Genomic DNA, 16258 nt, shown 5'->3' with positions numbered 1-16258 from the left:
TACTGCAGCTTTGCAGACCGCTCTACCAACACTAAACCAATATCAGGGCAAATAGTTTTAGAGGTCATATAGATGAGAAAAAACCAACTCAGACAACAAGTCGATCATTATTGCCATCATGATCACACGGGAACATACCGTGCCAGAAAGCACCGTCATTTTGTGCTGCACAAAATGATTCGTGATTTATTCCATATAGGTCATGTTCCACCAAAATGGCATGCCGTAACTCACGAACATATTCAATGCCTTGTTGCACATTGGCAAAAAGAGCGTATCAAGCCATCAACCATAATGAAGTATATGACTATCATCCGAGATTTTTTTCAAAAAATTGAACACACCATCTCAGATATTAGCAACAACACCCTGGGACTTAAAAACCATAAATACCGCTCAAAAACGATTCATTTACCAGAAGATATTTCCGCACAGTTAGCAAACCCCATTGCAAAAATATTGATCGAATTACAAGTTCATTTTGGTTTAACTTTAAGTGAAGCAATGCGCCTATGTCCAACCATTCACGTGCAGGAACATGGGCTTTGGATTACAAGAGATATTGCTACAAACAGCCACGATAGGACGATCCCTTTTAGAAATGAGGCACAAATAGAAGCGAAAAATTTACTTTTAAGTCTATGCAAAGAGCAAAGCTTAATTTTAACTTATAGCTATCATTCTGTACGAGGCGCGTACAGTAATGAATTGAAAGCAGTAGGAATACCTTCATCCAAGAGCTATCGTGGCTTTTATGCCAAAAATATATATCCAGAACTAAGTCAAACCTTATCCCCATACTTAGCCAAGCAAACCATCATGCGTGAAATGGGGCTACAATCCAGACGAACGCTTTGGAGTTATCTTAATGAGTAACACAAAATTGCGTGCAGCAAAATTTTCAATTAACGAACTGGTTAAAAAAGCTCACGGCCATTCCTATGCAAGCCAAGCAGACATGCGCCATATGCTCTTTCGGTGCGTAAAAGATTTACATGAGCTAGGGTATAAAATCGGCCACATTAAAGGATTAAAAGCAAAGCACATCCACGTGCTGGTGGAACACTGGAAATCTGAAGGAAAAAACCCAGGGACAATTAAAAACTACATGTCCAAACTACGAAAGACAGCTTATTTACTGAACGATCCAAAACTGGTTAAGCCAGATAATGCGGCATACAACATTAGCAAACGCTCGTATGCGTCAACGATTAATAAAGCAATTCATCATATCGATTTATCTAAGTGCACCGATCCTTATATTAAGCTATCACTAGAAGGTCAAAGGCTCTTTGGCCTACGCCGTGAAGAGTCCATGAAATTTACATTAAGTGAAGCTCATCATGGCGATAGTTTAATTATTAAACCCAGCTGGACAAAAGGAGGTATTGGACGCACATTGAAAATAACGAATGAGGCTCAACGGCAATGGTTAGCCAGTGTTTCTCAGCTTGTTCGCGCAGGAGAATCACTTATTCCTTCCAGTAGAACGTATAAACAGCACTTAAGTCATTACGAAGAGCAAGCCAAAGCTATGGGGGTCAGTAAATTGCATGGTTTAAGGCATGCTTATGCGCAAGAACGATATAGAGAACTGACTAAATTATTTGATCCTCATAAACAAGGAATGGCATGCCCATTTGAGGGTGGGAAAAAATTTAAAGAAATGAATTCTGCGGAAAAAGCAATCGATCGAAAAGCACGTCAAATCCTCAGTTTTGACATGGGTCACTCTCGCATTTCAATAACAAGAATTTACTGCGGATAAAATAAATCGAAACGTGTTACAGATCCAGCAATAAAACACATTTTGATTGATTTATTTGTTCTAACCGTTTAGAGTACTAGGTACATAACACAACTGACGAGCCAGCGAGACTCTGGCGAAACCAATAGGTCTTGTGATATAGAGCCATTACCATTCCCTAATCTTATGGCAGAGCGTTAGCAGGGAACCTCAGTTCATCACTGATCACCCACCAGGGTGAAACCACATTAAAACATCTCGTTTTAAACCTGTTCTTATCCATTCGTACTTTTTAATCAACGAATGGCTGCTCTTTAAAAATCAGGCGAATCAACCAAGTTTGTTGTAATCAAGCATGGGCGACTCATTGCAATTGTTACCTCTCTGGGAAAGACTTCCCTGATGGGCTGGTTTTTCCCAAATTTTTTGGAGAAAAATCATGAAAACAATTAATTCCATTGTTCCAAGAAAAGAGTATGTATTTTTTGATTTAACTCGCTGTATTAATGAACTTCATGTCTTGTGTCATGAGCTATCTGCGCAAGACATGGATGAAATTAAAAACGCTTACAAAAAATTACGTTATTTCATCAAGGATGAACAACCTCAGCTAAATTTGGCTTAACCCCCAGCAGGAGTGCTTATTCCTGCAAAGGGGTTCGTACTCCGTTATCAAGGAGAACTAAAATGGATACACCCCAAATTTATGTTGCATGCCTTGCGTCTTATAACAATGGCATACTACATGGAAAATGGATTGATGCAGATCAGGATGCGAGCAGCATTTATGACGAAATTCATGGAATGCTAGCTGATAGTCCAATTGAAGGAGCAGAAGAGTTCGCGATTCATGATTTTCAAGGATTTGGTGGTGCTCGGATTGATGAGTACGATAGCATCTATGATGTTGCCGAACTTGCTGGCCTCATTACCAAACACGGTGAATTAGGCGCTGAACTTTTTAGCTATTACTCTATTGAAGATGCTGAAAAGATGTTAGAGGAACATTATCATGGAGCTTATGACAGCGAGGTTGATTTCGCCCGTGCGCTTTTTGACGACTGCTACAGCAATGCAATACCGGAGGATTTACAGTTTTATTTTGATTATGATGCTTTTGCCCGTGATCTTTTTATAAACGATTATTTTTCGGTTGAAGCAGATGGTCAAACGCATGTTTTTTCTAACTACTAAAGCCCCTATTTTGGGGCTTTTTAATAAATTGAGTTAGTGATTTAATAAGACCCTCTGAATTTAAAAAAGGATATACATGAAATTTGGTTATACGATAATCTACATTACCGATGTAAAGGAATCTTTAACGTTTTTTGAAAAAGCCTTTGGTTTCAAAACACGTTTTTATCATGAATCTGGCTATGGTGAGTTAGAAACTGGTGAAACAATTTTGGCATTTGCATCTCATGATTTAGGAGCAAAAAATATTACAAAAGGCTATGTAGCAGCTGACTCATCACCTAAACCCTTAGGAATGGAAATCGCATTAGTTACTGAATCTGTAGTAGATGCACATAAAAAAGCCATTGAATTAGGGGCTGAATCGATAGAAGAACCCATACAAAAACCATGGGGACAAACTGTTTCTTATATTCGTTGTCCTAATGGCACATTAATCGAACTGTGCTCGCCGATTCATTAATAGCTTCATTTTAACAATTAGGCCTATGTATGCTAATTATTTTTGGTGGACTTCCAGGAACAGGGAAAACAACACTTTCAAAACAAATTGCTAAACAATTAAATGCAGTTTATCTACGAATTGACACAGTTGAGCAAGTACTGAAAAAATTCTCTAGCTCAGATCATTTAGTTGGGCCAGAGGGCTACATGGTCTGTTATGCGCTTGCACTAGATAACCTAAAATTAGGACTTCCTGTCGTTGCTGATTCGGTGAATCCCATTGCAATTACACGCAATGATTGGCGACAAATTGCGATGGATGCAAGCAAACCTTTCATTGAAATCGAGCTAGTTTGTTCCAATACCAAAGAGCATCAACGCCGAATTGAAACCAGAAAAGCCGATATACTAGGACATAAGCTACCTAAGTGGGTTGACGTATTAAATCGAGACTATGAACCATGGCAATCAAAATCAATGGTATTAGACACCACTGAACATTCTATTAACGAATCAGTGAAGATAATTATGGATTTTATTAGTCAAAAAATTAAATGAATTGCCTACAGCCAATAATTACTACGAATTTTTGACTGTGGGGATTTTGTGGGGATCAGTACAGTGCTGTTATGCACTGTACTGCAATTGTAGTGGGTGGCGACATTTAATTATATAATAAATTCAATAAGTTAGTTTTCAATTACAGGGCTTCGAACCAAGGTGTCGGGGGTTCGAGTCCCTCCGAGCGCGCCACTTAAAATCAAGCACTTAGCTCTAGTTTGTGACCCAAAAACCAAGCTACTGTGACCAAAACGTGTCTAAACACGTTCAGCCGCAGCTCTGAGATGTTCACTTGAAAAGATCTTACCACCAATTAATAAAGATATCTCTGATGAAGATGCTCAACTTTTATTTGATAGTAAAGACTTAAAAGAAGGTGGTCCGCACAATAGCTTATGCAAAGTTACAGTTCACCAATATGAGTAATTCTTAACGAGAAGAACTTAGAAGCGCTTTATTGAGATACTGCGAATTAGATACATTGGCCATGGTTATGATTATTGAAGCATGGCAGCATATGCTTCAAATTTAAAAACTCATTATGAAGTCTCATCGAAAGTCATGCACCCTACATAATAACTTTAAAAAAGTAATTAGTTTACATTTGTTAATATACTTCCACCTATAGTTTAATTGTACATAAAAATATAAACCAAATAATACTAATTAAGCCAGCAATCTCACGTGGCTCTAGAGGTAAATACGCTAGATCTATATCCACAGATAACCTCGGGAAATCTCGCACAAATAAATTAATAGCAGTACCTCCCTTTAAAGCAAAACAAGTTTCCTTTTCGACGAGAGGAATTAAACGAATGAGCAACAAAACCTGCTTATAATATGGTGACTGTTTATTCATATTTTAATCGCTACTTATAAATTGTTCTGGAACGGTGATTTGATATTGTTTTTCTAATTTTCCATCAGAGACTATTTGACGCTTACCTGCACCAAGATTAATTAAAGACTCATTTATCCGTCCGGTCCATGGATGCTTATAGAAATGACCAAAAAATAAAAAAAGTCGGTTCGTTTGAATAGATCCACTTCTTTTTAAAATATGTTCTACTTTTCTTGGACTTAAGTTTACTAATCCTTGAAAAAGTTCTGCTGCATGCTCAAATGACAAAGTAGAAGGTACAGCCTCCAGGACCTCGAATGCAGCTAACTCTTGATTGCTTGCTTTTAACTTAATTCCGTCTACTTCTACAGTAGTTAAGTCATTATTATCTTGAGTATTTAACTTGGATGTTTTAATGATTTCCCAATTTGGTATTAGTTTATCCGAAACAACTAATTCTGGAAAATTCTTAAACCACTTTGGCAAAATCGTTTTTGCTTGAATGTTTATCCAAATGGAATTTGCTGCAAACTGTAGGTAATGCGATTTGCCCTGCTGCGCCAAACTTGTTAAACCTGCAAGATGGATCATGTACCGACTCTGATTCTGAAGACAATAAACTGCATTTTGCCATCCAGGTTTACGCCCTGCACGATAATAAACACCTGCATTCTTATACTGCCTAGACCATTTTTCATAAATTAACCTGATTTTTTAGTGAACAGTTCGGCGCTTGTGAACCACTGTCATTTAGAGTTTCATTCATTTAAAACAAAGATTAAATTATTGGTCTAAAATTATACTAATAATTAATATGCGCTAAGCTAACCCGGGGAGGCTATTGTGCCAGAAAAAACGGGATGGGATATTCGGCCACCGGATATCATCAAGTTCTTGGAAAATATACGTCTTGGGACCTATGATGAAGATAGTCTGGAGGCCACTACTACGTTTACTATGCTCAGAAATGCAAAAAGAGGTGAGACAGAGATAGCTGAACTTGTAGCGGCTATTGGAGCAGACGAATGGGGCGTAGGGAAGCTTATTGCATTTCCTTTGGAGCGTTTGATTTTATTCGAAACAGTAGCTGCTTTGGCGACAGAAGTTCAAATGAAAGAAGATGATCTTAGTTCGCTTGTTCAGGACATGTATCGCCATCACATGACGCCTAAAAAGCCCGTTATAAAACAAATGGAAGATTTGATTCTAAAAGAAGCAAAATGGAAATCATTAAAAATTATAGGTGAAATAGATGGAGCTACGAAAGATGTAAGCCGAAAAAAAGAAATAATATCCAAAGGGGGAGCAGAGGCTGACGCTCTCAATACCTTCGAGATAATAAAAAACAGACTTATTTCAGGTGTATATAAGCCGGATGAAACGATATACGATTTAGCCGGTAAAAAAATTTACGATCCCTCTACAGCGGTCACTGCAGCTAATGTGGATGATATAGCTCTCGCTCTTACAGAAAAAATTGTCAATGACAAATTCTACATGCAAATCGCACGAGATACTGCAAAGAAATATGTTGATGATAAATTGAAAAGTGTTGTAGATAAAGGCTTGGTTAAATATCCTGGCAGTAATGAACCACTCAGGAGATTAAGTATCCATACAGGGGAGGAGCGTCGTACCTTCATGCTGGCGGGCGCACCAGCATGCGGTAAAGGCACAATTGTTGCAGCAATGGAAATGCAAGCAAAAGAGCAATTTGATTTAGATTGGGATGATACTGTTAAAATTAATACAGACAATTATAGAGAAATTGTCTCTACTGCTCCAGGATTGGGTGATGATATAACAGTTCACTCAGACTTGAATACCTTTGAAGCGAGTTTTATTTCTGACCTGGCGAATAAGAGAGTTCAGGAGCAGTTAAACAGAAATCAAGGGCATCATTTAGTAATCGATGGTGTATATCCATCAGCAAATAGATTGAGAATGGGTACTCAGAATGGGGGCTCATTACATATTGCATGTGTTTCTGTACCCGTAGATGTTTCTGTTGGAAGAGCATTTAAACGTGGACAAGAAATAGGGCGATTTGTTGGCTCAGAATATTTAATTAGTGCTCATAAGGCCGTTTCTAAAGACATATTGAAAAATATAGTTACAACATGTAAAGATACTAATGCCGAATTGTCTGTTTTTAACACCAATGTACCTCGGGGAGAGCAGCCAATTCAAGCAATGCAACTGAATTTAAGCACTAAAAAGGCTATAATTTACGATGCTGATGCTATGGCTGAAATTTATGGAAAAAAGAACATCGATCCTAAAGCACTGGATAGTGATCATTTATATCCTCCAGGGGTTCAAGAACTGGATTATTCGTATCTCTCTGAACTAGAGTCCTTGGGTATAACAGTGGAGTTTGAAGATCCGGAAATGCAGCTGAAGGTAGAAGAGATAATTCGCCCAGCTTCATCAATGTCAATGTAAGCCGTCATTAGGTAATGAATGAGGTTATTATGAAAAAAAAACACTCTCTCTTTAATTCAGGAAATACAATGTTCAAACCTGACGAATGGGAAAAATACAAAAGAGAAATTGGAGAAAAAGCAGAAAAATATAATATTAAACATGATATTAGTCTAAAAGATGAGCAGCTTATAAAAAACAGCCTCGAAAATGATAGTGAATCAGTTAGCACTAATACATTTATTCAAAAATGATAGCATCAAGTTGTGGCAGGGTATTTGGATAATATGAATTAGTTTTGACTTAATCTGACACAAGCACTTGAAAAGGTGAGAGTTTCCGGTTTTGATAGAAGTGCGAACTTTTAATCAAACAAGAGGAAAACTCTCATGATAGATAATAACGTTAAAATAATTAAACATAAAGTTGGATTGTTTAATTTAGCCGAAGAATTAGGCAATGTATCTAAAGCCTGTAAAGTAATGGGGTTGTCGCGAGTCTTGCACAAGGATATGGGGACAGCTTTAATCGGGTCACGCCAATATTATTGTACCATTTGTAGTTCTTTATTTAGCGGAGTGCGTAGTTCGTCATATAATTTAGAAAAATATAGCTTTCAAGAAAACCTGCTTGCCGCAAGGCGTCAACCAGGCTACTGCTAATTAAAATCATTTAGGGTCTTAAAATTCATCGGAGATATTGATTTAGGTAAAGAAGGATTGCCGGTAACAGGTAGTTTAAAAAATAAATTGCTTCCCTGGTCTTGCGTATAGGATGTTCTATTATATTTTGCCCGAGCTTCTTTAGAGGCTGCAAAGGAGTCGGTTTCCCATTCATAAGGGGAAAGGGGCTGGCCTGTTTTTCCAACCTGTTCCCTACGTTTGGAATTTTCGAATAAATTGAGTAAATCCTGGAATAAAGGCTCACTATCATTTTCTTTGCATTTATCCAGGACCAAATTAAGTTGCTTTGGAGAGATTAGCTCGCGACTTGTTATGGGATATTTTGAACGGTAGCTTTTCCCCTGGTTTATCATTTCTAATTCAAAGATCCAGAAATGAAGTATATAGCTGGTGCGTTCATCTATTTTAATTTTGTTAGTTTCAATGAAATTCAAAAACAATTGGGCTACGGAAGAGCGGCCAACGGGCCCCTTTAAGTTCCATAAACCAATATCAAATTCGGCGTGTTCCCTGATATTGGGTGGGTTTGAACGACAACTTTCAGTATAGCCAAATATCTGTGTCTCTTTATCAAGAATATTGTATAACTGCCTTACAAGATCTGTATCTCCTTTTATGTGAATTTCTTTTTCGTAATTATCAGTGAATTGTATTTCAAACATTTAATCCCTCCCTACGAGAAAATTGACAAAGAAGCTCTGTGTAAACTTGTTTTGCACCCCCAAATTGCTCTGTGGATGCCACAGCAAAGATTCTTATACAGACAATCCATTTACGTTCGGCTGTCGTAATGTAAGAATGCATTATATATTATTGAGCAACAATTGGTCAAATTGATTAATTTGTTAGGAGATTGCTTTTACGAAAGCACGGTTACCTTCGCTATTTCGCTCTGGTGAACAAAAACCTGTTAAACACTAGTTTACAGGCAATGCTCGAACCAATAAGGGAAAAGAATTTGTGAGTTCCACATATTTTAAAAATATTAGATATTCAATTTCCTCTTCGGGATTACAACATCATTGAATATTTATTGATCTAAAAAGGAGCGGCTGTGAGTTTAGGCACAGGATCCAAGCTTTGAGTGTGATCAAGATATTTGTAGTATGATTAAATTTTTTGCATGGGGTATATTTTTATGGTAGTGTAAGATTGATGCCAATTCAAATCTACAGGAGATTACTATGCGTTCACTCTCTGAAATAAATAAGCTCATTCACTTAAACCTTAGTTTGTCTACTCAATGTCGGGGGTATCTTTTTAAGCGCTAAACCCAAAAATTTAAATCTCTCCATCCATTCTAAAGCAACTGACGAATCCATCTTATCCACCACTCGTAAAATGGGAAAAAACTTCCTGGATTACCACAGACGTACATCCCTTTCTCAACCCTTGACAAATATTGATCACGTTATCACTTATCACAACGGCCTTTTGGAATTATGGAGTAAACGAAATGATCATAGTTTGCATATTCAGGACTCTGCTGAGACTGAAGCACTAAAACCAACCTATAATATCTTGAAATCACTGTCCCATAATTCAGTGATATTAGACTGTGTTCTTCGATCGATATGTACTCATCATATCAGGACAAGTCAAGATGAGCTTGACTTATTGAATTTAGTTGAATTACTGACTGAGCTCAGCTCCGGGGATCCCTACTACATTAAACCTCATCAGGCAGCAATTGAGCAATTAATACTCGTTGCCGATAAGGCTCGCTTATCTGCTTGCATGAGTGAGATAAGTTGCTTACAGACTCGATATGCAAGGCAAATCAGTTCTGTAAATGAAGGGTATCTAAAGCAGGCAGCGGAACTTCAATTGACTGGAATGCATCAAATTATTTCTCGCTGGAATTTGGCTTTTAATAAAACACAGGTACTCTTTGCAGTCGCTGAGGGGCCTAAAGAAGATCTGATAGAAGGGCAGTATTTTGATGCGCTATATAAAGAAAAAGGCGAGGATAAACCCTGCCTTGATTATGTAGTAATGCTGCCTAAACAATTAGGCACAATTACTGGTGCCTGTTTAATTGATAATTTAAGAGAGCGATTGCTTAATCAAAGCATTGCAAAAAATATGCTGGGTTGTCCCAAAAAAATGGCAAGAGATGTCTTGGGACCCTATGCACCAGCAATTCTGGAAAGACTACTACCCTCGTGCAGTCAATCCACTAAAATAATTAAGCCTGATCGACATTCATTCTTCCACCAGGCAGTGGAAAGGACTGGTAGCCTGCAAAATGTATCCTGTCCTAAAATGCGAGGATGATAATTTTCCTTTGCCAAAACCGCCAGGAAAACGCTGGTTTTCAAGGTGGTTTCTTTTTAACTTGAACATGCCTAATATTACCTGGAAAGATTCACCAGTAAATCGATGAATTGGTCATGATCGTTAATACAGGGGATTACTTTCAACTGCTGCCCAGTTAGTTGATGCCATTGCCTTTGCGCTTGTATTCCGATTTCCTCCAGGGTTTCCAGACAATCTGCAACAAACGAAGGACAAACAATAGCCAGATCAGTAATGCCATCACTGGCAAGTCTGGTTAGCATTTCATCGGTATAAGGTCTAATCCAGGGCGTTTTACCAAGACGGGATTGAAAGCTTTGCGTATACTGGGATTCGTTAAGCCCCAGTTTTTCTGTAATCAATCGGGTTGTTTCATAGCATTGAGCGCGATAACAGAAATGATTCTCTTTATTAACAGGCTTGCAGACGGGGTTACAGATTTCCGTGCAACCGCCCTTAATCAGCTGGCGCTCAGGCAGACCATGATAGCTAAATAGATAATAGCTTGCCGGGGTTTTCCGTATTTGATCCGCATAGGCTTCAATAAATTCATTGTACTGATAAAAATCCCTGATAACGGTTAACTCCGGTATAATCTGCCAGGACATGATGTGATTGAGGGCTGCTTCAATCGCACTGCCTGTTGCCGCAGAAGAGTATTCAGGAAATAATGGGATAATTGTTATTTCCCGCAAGTCTTTTAAAGGATCTAATGCTGTTTTAAGACTAGGGCTCCCATAACGCATACCTAAGGAAACAACATAGTCTTCGCCCAGTTTTTGCTGCAATTTCTGGGCGATCCTCTCACTAATGCGCAACAAGGGAGATCCATCCTCTCCCCATATGGATTGATAGGCGTGCGCTGATTTTTTGGGCCGAAAAGGGAGGATGAAGCACTCCACTAAAATGGTTCTTAAAACGGCAGGCAGGTCAATAACGCGTTTATCGTGAAGGAATTCTCGCAAATATCGCCTGACATCAGAGATGCTATCGGATGCGGGAGTGCCTAAATTTGTCAGTAATACCCCTTTCTTCATGGGCCATCCTATCTTAGCTTGTTGAAAATAAAAAACTAAATTATGTACGGAACTTTGATTAAAAATCCAGATGAATGCGAATCAAATGAGAGATTGTAGAATTATAACTCCCCAGGTTTTGGATAAGTTCGATTTTAATTCAATTCAAATCGTCTCAACGTCATCCTGAACGCAGTGAAGGATCTCCTGAATCTGGCTCAGTTCCAAGCAGTTTGAGATCCTTCGCTACGCTCAGGATGACGTACCTCGGTGTTACGTAGAATTAATTAAACTTAAGCAATTGATTTTTAAATACTAGAATATTTTATGTAAAACAACAAAGTCAACCATGGCTCTCTCAAAAAGATATTTATGGTCTAGTATTAACATAAAGATTAATTCCAATTCAGAAAGAGCTGTTAAGGAGCAATAGGGAATAAGGAGATACATTATGATGGCAGCTGATAGTCTCGTAAATCGCTTACATATTAATCCAAAGCATGAGTTAGCATCGAATACGCCGTTTATGCTCAGGATGTTGTTTAAAAAAGAAGATGATTTACCAGAAAAAACCGATATAGTTAATTAGTTTATTCAGTACATTCCACTTTATAAAGCGATGGAAACTCGATTGGAAGAGCTGACTAAACAGGGCACAGTGAATTATCTCGATATTTTTTGTAAGGAGCCCTGGCTTAATCGATCCTGTTTGGTTGAGCAAGACATTTCCGAAATGATTAACTATGTTTCTGATGAAGAGCAGCACAATTTATTGCCTGTAGATTACATATTTCCAGCAACCAAGGCTATGGCCAGCGCTGTAGAGCAGGTCGACCCAATGCATTTACTCACTTATCTGGCAGTTAGGAGTTTAGCCGATTGTTATGGTGGGTAGGCACTGGGCCGTTTAAACCAGAAAGCATTTGGCGAGGAGTATCCTCTTAGCGCCAGGTTTTATAAAAGCGCATCAAGACAGGCTAGAAATCTGGGGGAAGAAGTGAATAACCTCAGTCTATCTAAAGAAGAAGAGCAAAAGCTATTGCAAATTAGCGATGATTTTTTTCAAATGCACATCGATTTATTCGAGGAAATGGAAGCCAAAAGACATCATTGATGAGTGAAATAGTCAGACAGGAGAGTACGCTCCTAATTTTTGAAAAGCCTGGGAATGATACTCCTGGCATTCGCATTTTGTTTGGAGCTATATAAATTCCCAGTCCTCATTCCTTCTTAAACAAAAACCTTTTTATTATTAATAGGTAAAAAAGATATCCGTAACTCTCCAGGTACGTCATCCTGAGCGTAGCGAAGGATCTCAAACTGCTTAGAACTGAGCTAAATTCAGGAGATCCTTCACTGCGTTCAGGATGACGTACCTGGGAGTTACGTATTCAAATTTTGGTTACTAAGAAAAAAACAATAAGAATTGCTACAAGACAATCAAAGCTTGCATTGGCTCAAGCTGATATCATCAAACAGCGGCTGTTAGGCCGATTTATTACCCTGATGCAGGTATACGAGTCACTCGCTGAACGCACAAAGGCACTGGTAAATGGCTTGATTGAGCGGGCTCAAGCCAGGAACATTCCTCTGATTGCTGACTATGAGGGAGGAATGTTTGGATTCTTCTTTACCGAAGAACCTGAAGTCCGTAATTTCAAGCAGGTACAGAAAAGCAATGAATCACGATTTAAAACATTTTATCATGGTATGTTGGAATCAGGCGTTTATCTTGCACCTTCTATGTATGAAGCAGGATTTGTATCCTGTTGTCACGGGGAAGAAGAGATTGCCAAAACCCTGAATGCGGCAGATGAAGTGTTTAGGACTTTATAAATTTTGAATCATGGGTATTTTATCAAGAAGAGGGATTAAAGATGTTATTTTTGTGGCTCAAAGCTTTTCATATCATTGCCATGGTCGCCTGGTTTGCTGGATTATTCTACTTGCCCAGGTTGTTTATCTATCACAATGAGGCCCGCGATAAAGTGAGTATCGAGCGCTTCAAGGTGATGGAATACCGGCTGTTTTATGCAATCACTTATCCTGCTGCAATTGTGACCACTATTCTGGGCATTGGTTTAATTTCAATGAACTGGCAATACTATTCAAGCGCCGTCTGGATGTGGCTCAAACTGTTTTTGGTTATCCTTCTATGGGGATATCATATTCATTGCGGAATTTATTTAAAACGGTTCCGTGACGATAAAAATAAACAATCTACCCGTTTTTTCAGAATTTTTAATGAAATACCGACTCTATTTTTAATTTTGATCGTTATTCTGGTTGTCACCCGGCCGTTCTAGAAAATCAATTCTATACTTAAGTAAAGCAAGTGGATGAAATAATGCCATCTTTATCTACGAGGTATTTATGAGCAACGGATTTTCGAGAAACCAGAAAATGGATAATACTGACTATTACAAGAGCCGCAAAAAAACGGCTCTGACCAGGTCTCATGGAAAAAGAGGTAAGCACACCCCGGAAAATAAAGAATCCTGGATTATTGAATTTATGGCAAACACCATTTTTAATGGCTAAGTTCTGATTTTGGTCTGCGGGTTTGCTAATATAATTTCCTTTTACCGCAGATACTTATGGATCATAGAATAAAAAAAATTGCTCTTTTTTCCCTCCCGGTCAGTGCCAATAATCTTGTTAATATTCTGGGAAACATTATCGGGGTTATTTTAGTAGCCAAATTGGGAATAAAAGAAATAGCGGCAGTCAATATTTCAACATCGCTGTATATTATTCTACTAACTATCACCAGTACCTGTACTTATGCAACCTCTATCCTTACCGGCATGGAAGTAGCAAAAGCCGAGAGTGGCCAGGATTCGTCTCATGCCAGAGTCTTTCAGTCATCGATTGTCGCTATTATTCTATTTAGCCTGCCGATTGCGGTCATTATGTGGTTTGGCAGCAACCTGTTGGAACTGGCTGGCCAGCCAGGGAAACTGACTCAACTGACTGTACCGTATTTTCATTATGCCGCACTTGCCATTTTCTCCATTAATCTCGGAATGGTGAACTCACAGTTTTGTATTGGCCTCAAAAAACCAAAAGTAAGTTTTTATTTCTCTTTGCTTCGACTGCTGCTGGTTTGTATTTTATCCTATGGATTAATTTTAGGGCATATGGGGCTTCCCAAACTGGGAATCGCTGGCATTCCAGCTTCGGCTTTTTATGCGCAAAGCATCGTTTGTTTATTAATGTATGCTTATTTCATGGTGAGCCCCGATTTTAAGCGGTTAAAGTTATTTAAACACTTTAACCAGTTAACTCTGGGTTCTCTCATCTGTTTTTACAAACTGGGTGCTCCCATTGGCGTTCAATTTGGTGGAGAACTAGCGGCAATATTCGTCAATACGATGATGATAGGCTATTTGGGCACCGATGCTCTGGCTGCTTCTCAGGTATCAATCCAGTTCGGACTCTTACTGATTATGATTTTCCTGGGACTCTCACAAACTCTCTCAGTATTCACCAGTATTAATTATCAGGAAAATCAGGTTCACACTATCAAACAGGATTGTCTCGCTGCTGTTAAATTGCATTCCATGCTTTTTGTTGGGTTGGGCGTGTTATTTGCCATTGCTTATAAGCCTCTTATTTCATTATATTTCGATGTTAATTTAGTGAAAAATTGTTATTTGCTAAATTTAATACTCACCATTACCGCTATACGCTGGTTTATTCTCTACTTTGATGGTTTACGCAGCCTTTTTTCCGGGGTATTAAGGGGCTTGGGGCAATCGGCTTATCCGATGAAAATTGGTCTCTTTTGTTTATGGTTTATTTCAAACCTCTGTTCCTATTTGACTGGCTTTGTCTTGAAGGGTGGAATTATTGGACTCTGTATTGGATTTAGTAGTGGCTTTATTGTAGCGTCTCTGCTGTTGTGGCTTCGCCTGAATTCTCTTCTTAAAACGGAACGCGAAAATATAAATGCTGAATATGCAAAACAATCCTGATTCATTTGAGGGAACATTATTGCCCTTACTGTATCGTGTTCCTGATTATCCTGTCGTGCTTGTCAATGAGTGAATGCACTTCCTGAAGCATAGTCGAATCATGGTTTTTGCAAGACTCTTTTAACAGTAATGTGCCCATGTGGAGTAATACACCAGAGAGATCTTTTATAACTATTGATAACTTTTTATCATCGCTGTCTTTTGGTAAACAGGTTTGAACATGTTCAATATATTCTTTTAAATGGGCTCTTTCCATTTGAATTACTTTTTGCATGAATTTTGTATCTAATTCTTTACAGAGTTGAAAGATCGATGTTTCAATGAACAAATCAAGCTCTACTTCTATTGCTTTACTCAAAAGGTTACATTTTTGTTCTGAAAGGGCAGCCAGGTCATCAATATCATAATAAGTAATATTTTCATATTTTCTAACCGTTGAACACACTGCGGGAGGCAAGGATGAGTCAGAAATGAAAATATTCTTATCTTTGTCAAACATATCTAAATGGGAAGAATTAATAATGGTCTCGCTCACATTAGTCGCTGTAAAACAGGCATCAACATGGGGAAAATTTTCGACAATTTCATCGATAATACCAATATGATGAGCTGCGCCCCGTAAAAAGCCGCAAACCCTGCCGGGGTTTCTGGAGACGATATAGAGTTTTTTGGGCTCGTGCTTTAGAATTTTCTTCACGATTTCTGTACTCAATTTGCCAGAACCGAAGGTGACAAAGATTTTTTGTCTTGGATCCGGAAAATGTTTTTCAAACGCTTTTTCAAAGCAATTTGCCAGGGAGTTAACAGGTAGTGCCAAACTGTTGTGGATTTTCTTCGAGGCCTTATACACATTCTGGTAGATAAAATTCAGCGTTTTACCCGCTAGTTGGTGGTTGGTGGCAATTCCCAGAGATAGAAGAGATTGTCCGCTTAGGCAAAAAAAATACAGTCTGTTTGTTTTTGTTATCATCATGTTAATGATAATCGTTCTTATTTCAAGTTTCTTTGCCAAGAGGAATTATTAGCTTTATGGATATCGCTAAAATAACAAACTATACTCAAAACCATGCCTG

19 protein-coding genes and 2 pseudogenes are annotated in these 16258 nt (G+C 38.3%); 16 read left to right on the top strand and 5 right to left on the bottom strand.

Annotation, left to right across the window (positions count from 1 at the left end):
• Positions 1-72 precede the first annotated feature (72 nt).
• From E1O89_RS05235 to E1O89_RS05210, 6 genes are all read left to right on the top strand, one after another.
• Positions 73-876, top strand: a complete 804-nt coding sequence (locus tag E1O89_RS05235; RefSeq protein ID WP_133139256.1) for a phage integrase N-terminal domain-containing protein — start codon at positions 73-75, stop codon at positions 874-876.
• Positions 869-1768 carry a phage integrase N-terminal domain-containing protein gene (locus E1O89_RS05230; RefSeq protein ID WP_133139255.1) on the top strand — a complete coding sequence of 300 codons (900 nt, stop codon included), beginning with the start codon at positions 869-871 and terminating at the stop codon, positions 1766-1768. The genes E1O89_RS05235 and E1O89_RS05230 overlap by 8 nt, the downstream gene beginning before the upstream one ends.
• 418 nt (positions 1769-2186) lie before the next feature.
• Positions 2187-2372 (top strand): hypothetical protein, encoded by a 186-nt coding sequence (locus E1O89_RS05225; protein ID WP_187347030.1) that lies wholly within the window; start codon positions 2187-2189, stop codon positions 2370-2372.
• Between the two features lie 62 nt (positions 2373-2434).
• Entirely contained in the window at positions 2435-2941 is a 507-nt protein-coding gene (locus E1O89_RS05220; protein ID WP_133139254.1) for an antirestriction protein ArdA, read from the top strand.
• A 76-nt stretch (positions 2942-3017) separates the two neighbouring features.
• Entirely contained in the window at positions 3018-3404 is a 387-nt protein-coding gene (locus E1O89_RS05215; RefSeq protein ID WP_133139253.1) for a VOC family protein, read from the top strand.
• Positions 3405-3433: 29 nt separating this feature from the next.
• A complete protein-coding gene (locus E1O89_RS05210) occupies positions 3434-3943 on the top strand; it encodes an AAA family ATPase (protein ID WP_133139252.1) in 510 nt (169 codons plus the stop codon).
• Between the two features lie 676 nt (positions 3944-4619).
• Here E1O89_RS05210 and E1O89_RS05200 read toward each other — a convergent pair.
• Both E1O89_RS05200 and E1O89_RS05195 read right to left on the bottom strand, forming a co-directional pair.
• Positions 4620-4805, bottom strand: a pseudogene (locus tag E1O89_RS05200) (nucleotidyl transferase AbiEii/AbiGii toxin family protein); the annotation flags it as partial.
• A 3-nt stretch (positions 4806-4808) separates the two neighbouring features.
• Positions 4809-5489 carry a type IV toxin-antitoxin system AbiEi family antitoxin gene (locus E1O89_RS05195; protein WP_262337440.1) on the bottom strand — a complete coding sequence of 227 codons (681 nt, stop codon included), beginning with the start codon at positions 5487-5489 and terminating at the stop codon, positions 4809-4811.
• A 141-nt stretch (positions 5490-5630) separates the two neighbouring features.
• Here E1O89_RS05195 and E1O89_RS05190 point away from each other — a divergent pair, with 141 nt between their 5' ends.
• The 3 genes and pseudogenes from E1O89_RS05190 to E1O89_RS05180 form a co-directional block, all read left to right on the top strand.
• Positions 5631-7232, top strand: a complete 1602-nt coding sequence (locus E1O89_RS05190; protein WP_133139250.1) for a zeta toxin family protein — start codon at positions 5631-5633, stop codon at positions 7230-7232.
• Positions 7233-7261: 29 nt separating this feature from the next.
• The gene (locus E1O89_RS05185) at positions 7262-7465 is read left to right on the top strand and encodes a hypothetical protein (RefSeq protein ID WP_133139249.1); all 204 of its coding nucleotides are present in this window, start codon (positions 7262-7264) and stop codon (positions 7463-7465) included.
• 135 nt (positions 7466-7600) lie between these two features.
• Positions 7601-7708: pseudogene (locus tag E1O89_RS05180) on the top strand (helix-turn-helix domain-containing protein); the annotation flags it as partial.
• 161 nt (positions 7709-7869) lie between these two features.
• On the opposite strand, the gene E1O89_RS05175 reads toward E1O89_RS05180, so the two are convergent.
• Positions 7870-8556 (bottom strand): hypothetical protein, encoded by a 687-nt coding sequence (locus E1O89_RS05175; protein WP_133139248.1) that lies wholly within the window; start codon positions 8554-8556, stop codon positions 7870-7872.
• 955 nt (positions 8557-9511) lie between these two features.
• Here E1O89_RS05175 and E1O89_RS05170 point away from each other — a divergent pair.
• On the top strand, positions 9512-10171 hold the full coding sequence (locus tag E1O89_RS05170; RefSeq protein WP_133139247.1) for a hypothetical protein: 660 nt from the start codon (positions 9512-9514) through the stop codon (positions 10169-10171).
• A gap of 77 nt (positions 10172-10248) precedes the next feature.
• On the opposite strand, the gene hemH is transcribed toward E1O89_RS05170, so the two are convergent.
• The gene (gene hemH / locus E1O89_RS05165) at positions 10249-11229 is read right to left on the bottom strand and encodes a ferrochelatase (protein WP_133139246.1); all 981 of its coding nucleotides are present in this window, start codon (positions 11227-11229) and stop codon (positions 10249-10251) included.
• A 430-nt stretch (positions 11230-11659) separates the two neighbouring features.
• Between hemH and E1O89_RS15395 the strand changes: the two genes are divergently transcribed.
• From E1O89_RS15395 to E1O89_RS05145, 6 genes are all read left to right on the top strand, one after another.
• Positions 11660-11797 (top strand): hypothetical protein, encoded by a 138-nt coding sequence (locus E1O89_RS15395; RefSeq protein ID WP_165483069.1) that lies wholly within the window; start codon positions 11660-11662, stop codon positions 11795-11797.
• A 30-nt stretch (positions 11798-11827) separates the two neighbouring features.
• Entirely contained in the window at positions 11828-12103 is a 276-nt protein-coding gene (locus tag E1O89_RS05160) for a hypothetical protein (protein WP_133139245.1), read from the top strand.
• Positions 12104-12606: 503 nt separating this feature from the next.
• The gene (locus E1O89_RS05155) at positions 12607-13044 is read left to right on the top strand and encodes a hypothetical protein (protein WP_133139244.1); all 438 of its coding nucleotides are present in this window, start codon (positions 12607-12609) and stop codon (positions 13042-13044) included.
• 41 nt (positions 13045-13085) lie between these two features.
• On the top strand, positions 13086-13514 hold the full coding sequence (hemJ, locus tag E1O89_RS05150; protein WP_112219253.1) for a protoporphyrinogen oxidase HemJ: 429 nt from the start codon (positions 13086-13088) through the stop codon (positions 13512-13514).
• Positions 13515-13581: 67 nt separating this feature from the next.
• Complete coding sequence (locus E1O89_RS15390) at positions 13582-13749, top strand: hypothetical protein (protein WP_165483068.1); 168 nt, start codon at positions 13582-13584, stop codon at positions 13747-13749.
• A gap of 56 nt (positions 13750-13805) precedes the next feature.
• Entirely contained in the window at positions 13806-15185 is a 1380-nt protein-coding gene (locus E1O89_RS05145; RefSeq protein WP_133139243.1) for an MATE family efflux transporter, read from the top strand.
• Positions 15186-15210: 25 nt separating this feature from the next.
• Here the strand turns inward: E1O89_RS05145 and E1O89_RS05140 are convergent, their stop codons facing one another.
• Positions 15211-16158 (bottom strand): hypothetical protein, encoded by a 948-nt coding sequence (locus E1O89_RS05140; RefSeq protein WP_133139242.1) that lies wholly within the window; start codon positions 16156-16158, stop codon positions 15211-15213.
• Positions 16159-16258 lie beyond the last annotated feature (100 nt).

Source organism: Legionella genomosp. 1 (genome assembly GCF_900640215.1).
Lineage (GTDB): Bacteria > Pseudomonadota > Gammaproteobacteria > Legionellales > Legionellaceae > Legionella_C > Legionella_C quinlivanii_A.
Note: the sequence above shows the minus strand (reverse complement) of the source record. Positions and strands in the feature narration are given on the sequence as shown.

What these genes read in the sequence shown, in the direction of transcription:
- hemH (WP_133139246.1), bottom strand. Translation starts at nt 11,229, where the DNA reads ATGAAGAAAGGGGTATTACTGACAAATTTAGGCACTCCCGCATCCGAT.
- E1O89_RS15395 (WP_165483069.1), top strand. Translation starts at nt 11,660, where the DNA reads ATGATGGCAGCTGATAGTCTCGTAAATCGCTTACATATTAATCCAAAG.
- hemJ (WP_112219253.1), top strand. Translation starts at nt 13,086, where the DNA reads ATGTTATTTTTGTGGCTCAAAGCTTTTCATATCATTGCCATGGTCGCC.
- E1O89_RS05185 (WP_133139249.1), top strand. Translation starts at nt 7,262, where the DNA reads ATGAAAAAAAAACACTCTCTCTTTAATTCAGGAAATACAATGTTCAAA.
- E1O89_RS05230 (WP_133139255.1), top strand. Translation starts at nt 869, where the DNA reads ATGAGTAACACAAAATTGCGTGCAGCAAAATTTTCAATTAACGAACTG.
- E1O89_RS15390 (WP_165483068.1), top strand. Translation starts at nt 13,582, where the DNA reads ATGAGCAACGGATTTTCGAGAAACCAGAAAATGGATAATACTGACTAT.
- E1O89_RS05225 (WP_187347030.1), top strand. Translation starts at nt 2,187, where the DNA reads ATGAAAACAATTAATTCCATTGTTCCAAGAAAAGAGTATGTATTTTTT.
- E1O89_RS05235 (WP_133139256.1), top strand. Translation starts at nt 73, where the DNA reads ATGAGAAAAAACCAACTCAGACAACAAGTCGATCATTATTGCCATCAT.
- E1O89_RS05215 (WP_133139253.1), top strand. Translation starts at nt 3,018, where the DNA reads ATGAAATTTGGTTATACGATAATCTACATTACCGATGTAAAGGAATCT.
- E1O89_RS05160 (WP_133139245.1), top strand. Translation starts at nt 11,828, where the DNA reads ATGGAAACTCGATTGGAAGAGCTGACTAAACAGGGCACAGTGAATTAT.
- E1O89_RS05140 (WP_133139242.1), bottom strand. Translation starts at nt 16,158, where the DNA reads ATGATGATAACAAAAACAAACAGACTGTATTTTTTTTGCCTAAGCGGA.
- E1O89_RS05145 (WP_133139243.1), top strand. Translation starts at nt 13,806, where the DNA reads ATGGATCATAGAATAAAAAAAATTGCTCTTTTTTCCCTCCCGGTCAGT.
- E1O89_RS05210 (WP_133139252.1), top strand. Translation starts at nt 3,434, where the DNA reads ATGCTAATTATTTTTGGTGGACTTCCAGGAACAGGGAAAACAACACTT.
- E1O89_RS05175 (WP_133139248.1), bottom strand. Translation starts at nt 8,556, where the DNA reads ATGTTTGAAATACAATTCACTGATAATTACGAAAAAGAAATTCACATA.
- E1O89_RS05220 (WP_133139254.1), top strand. Translation starts at nt 2,435, where the DNA reads ATGGATACACCCCAAATTTATGTTGCATGCCTTGCGTCTTATAACAAT.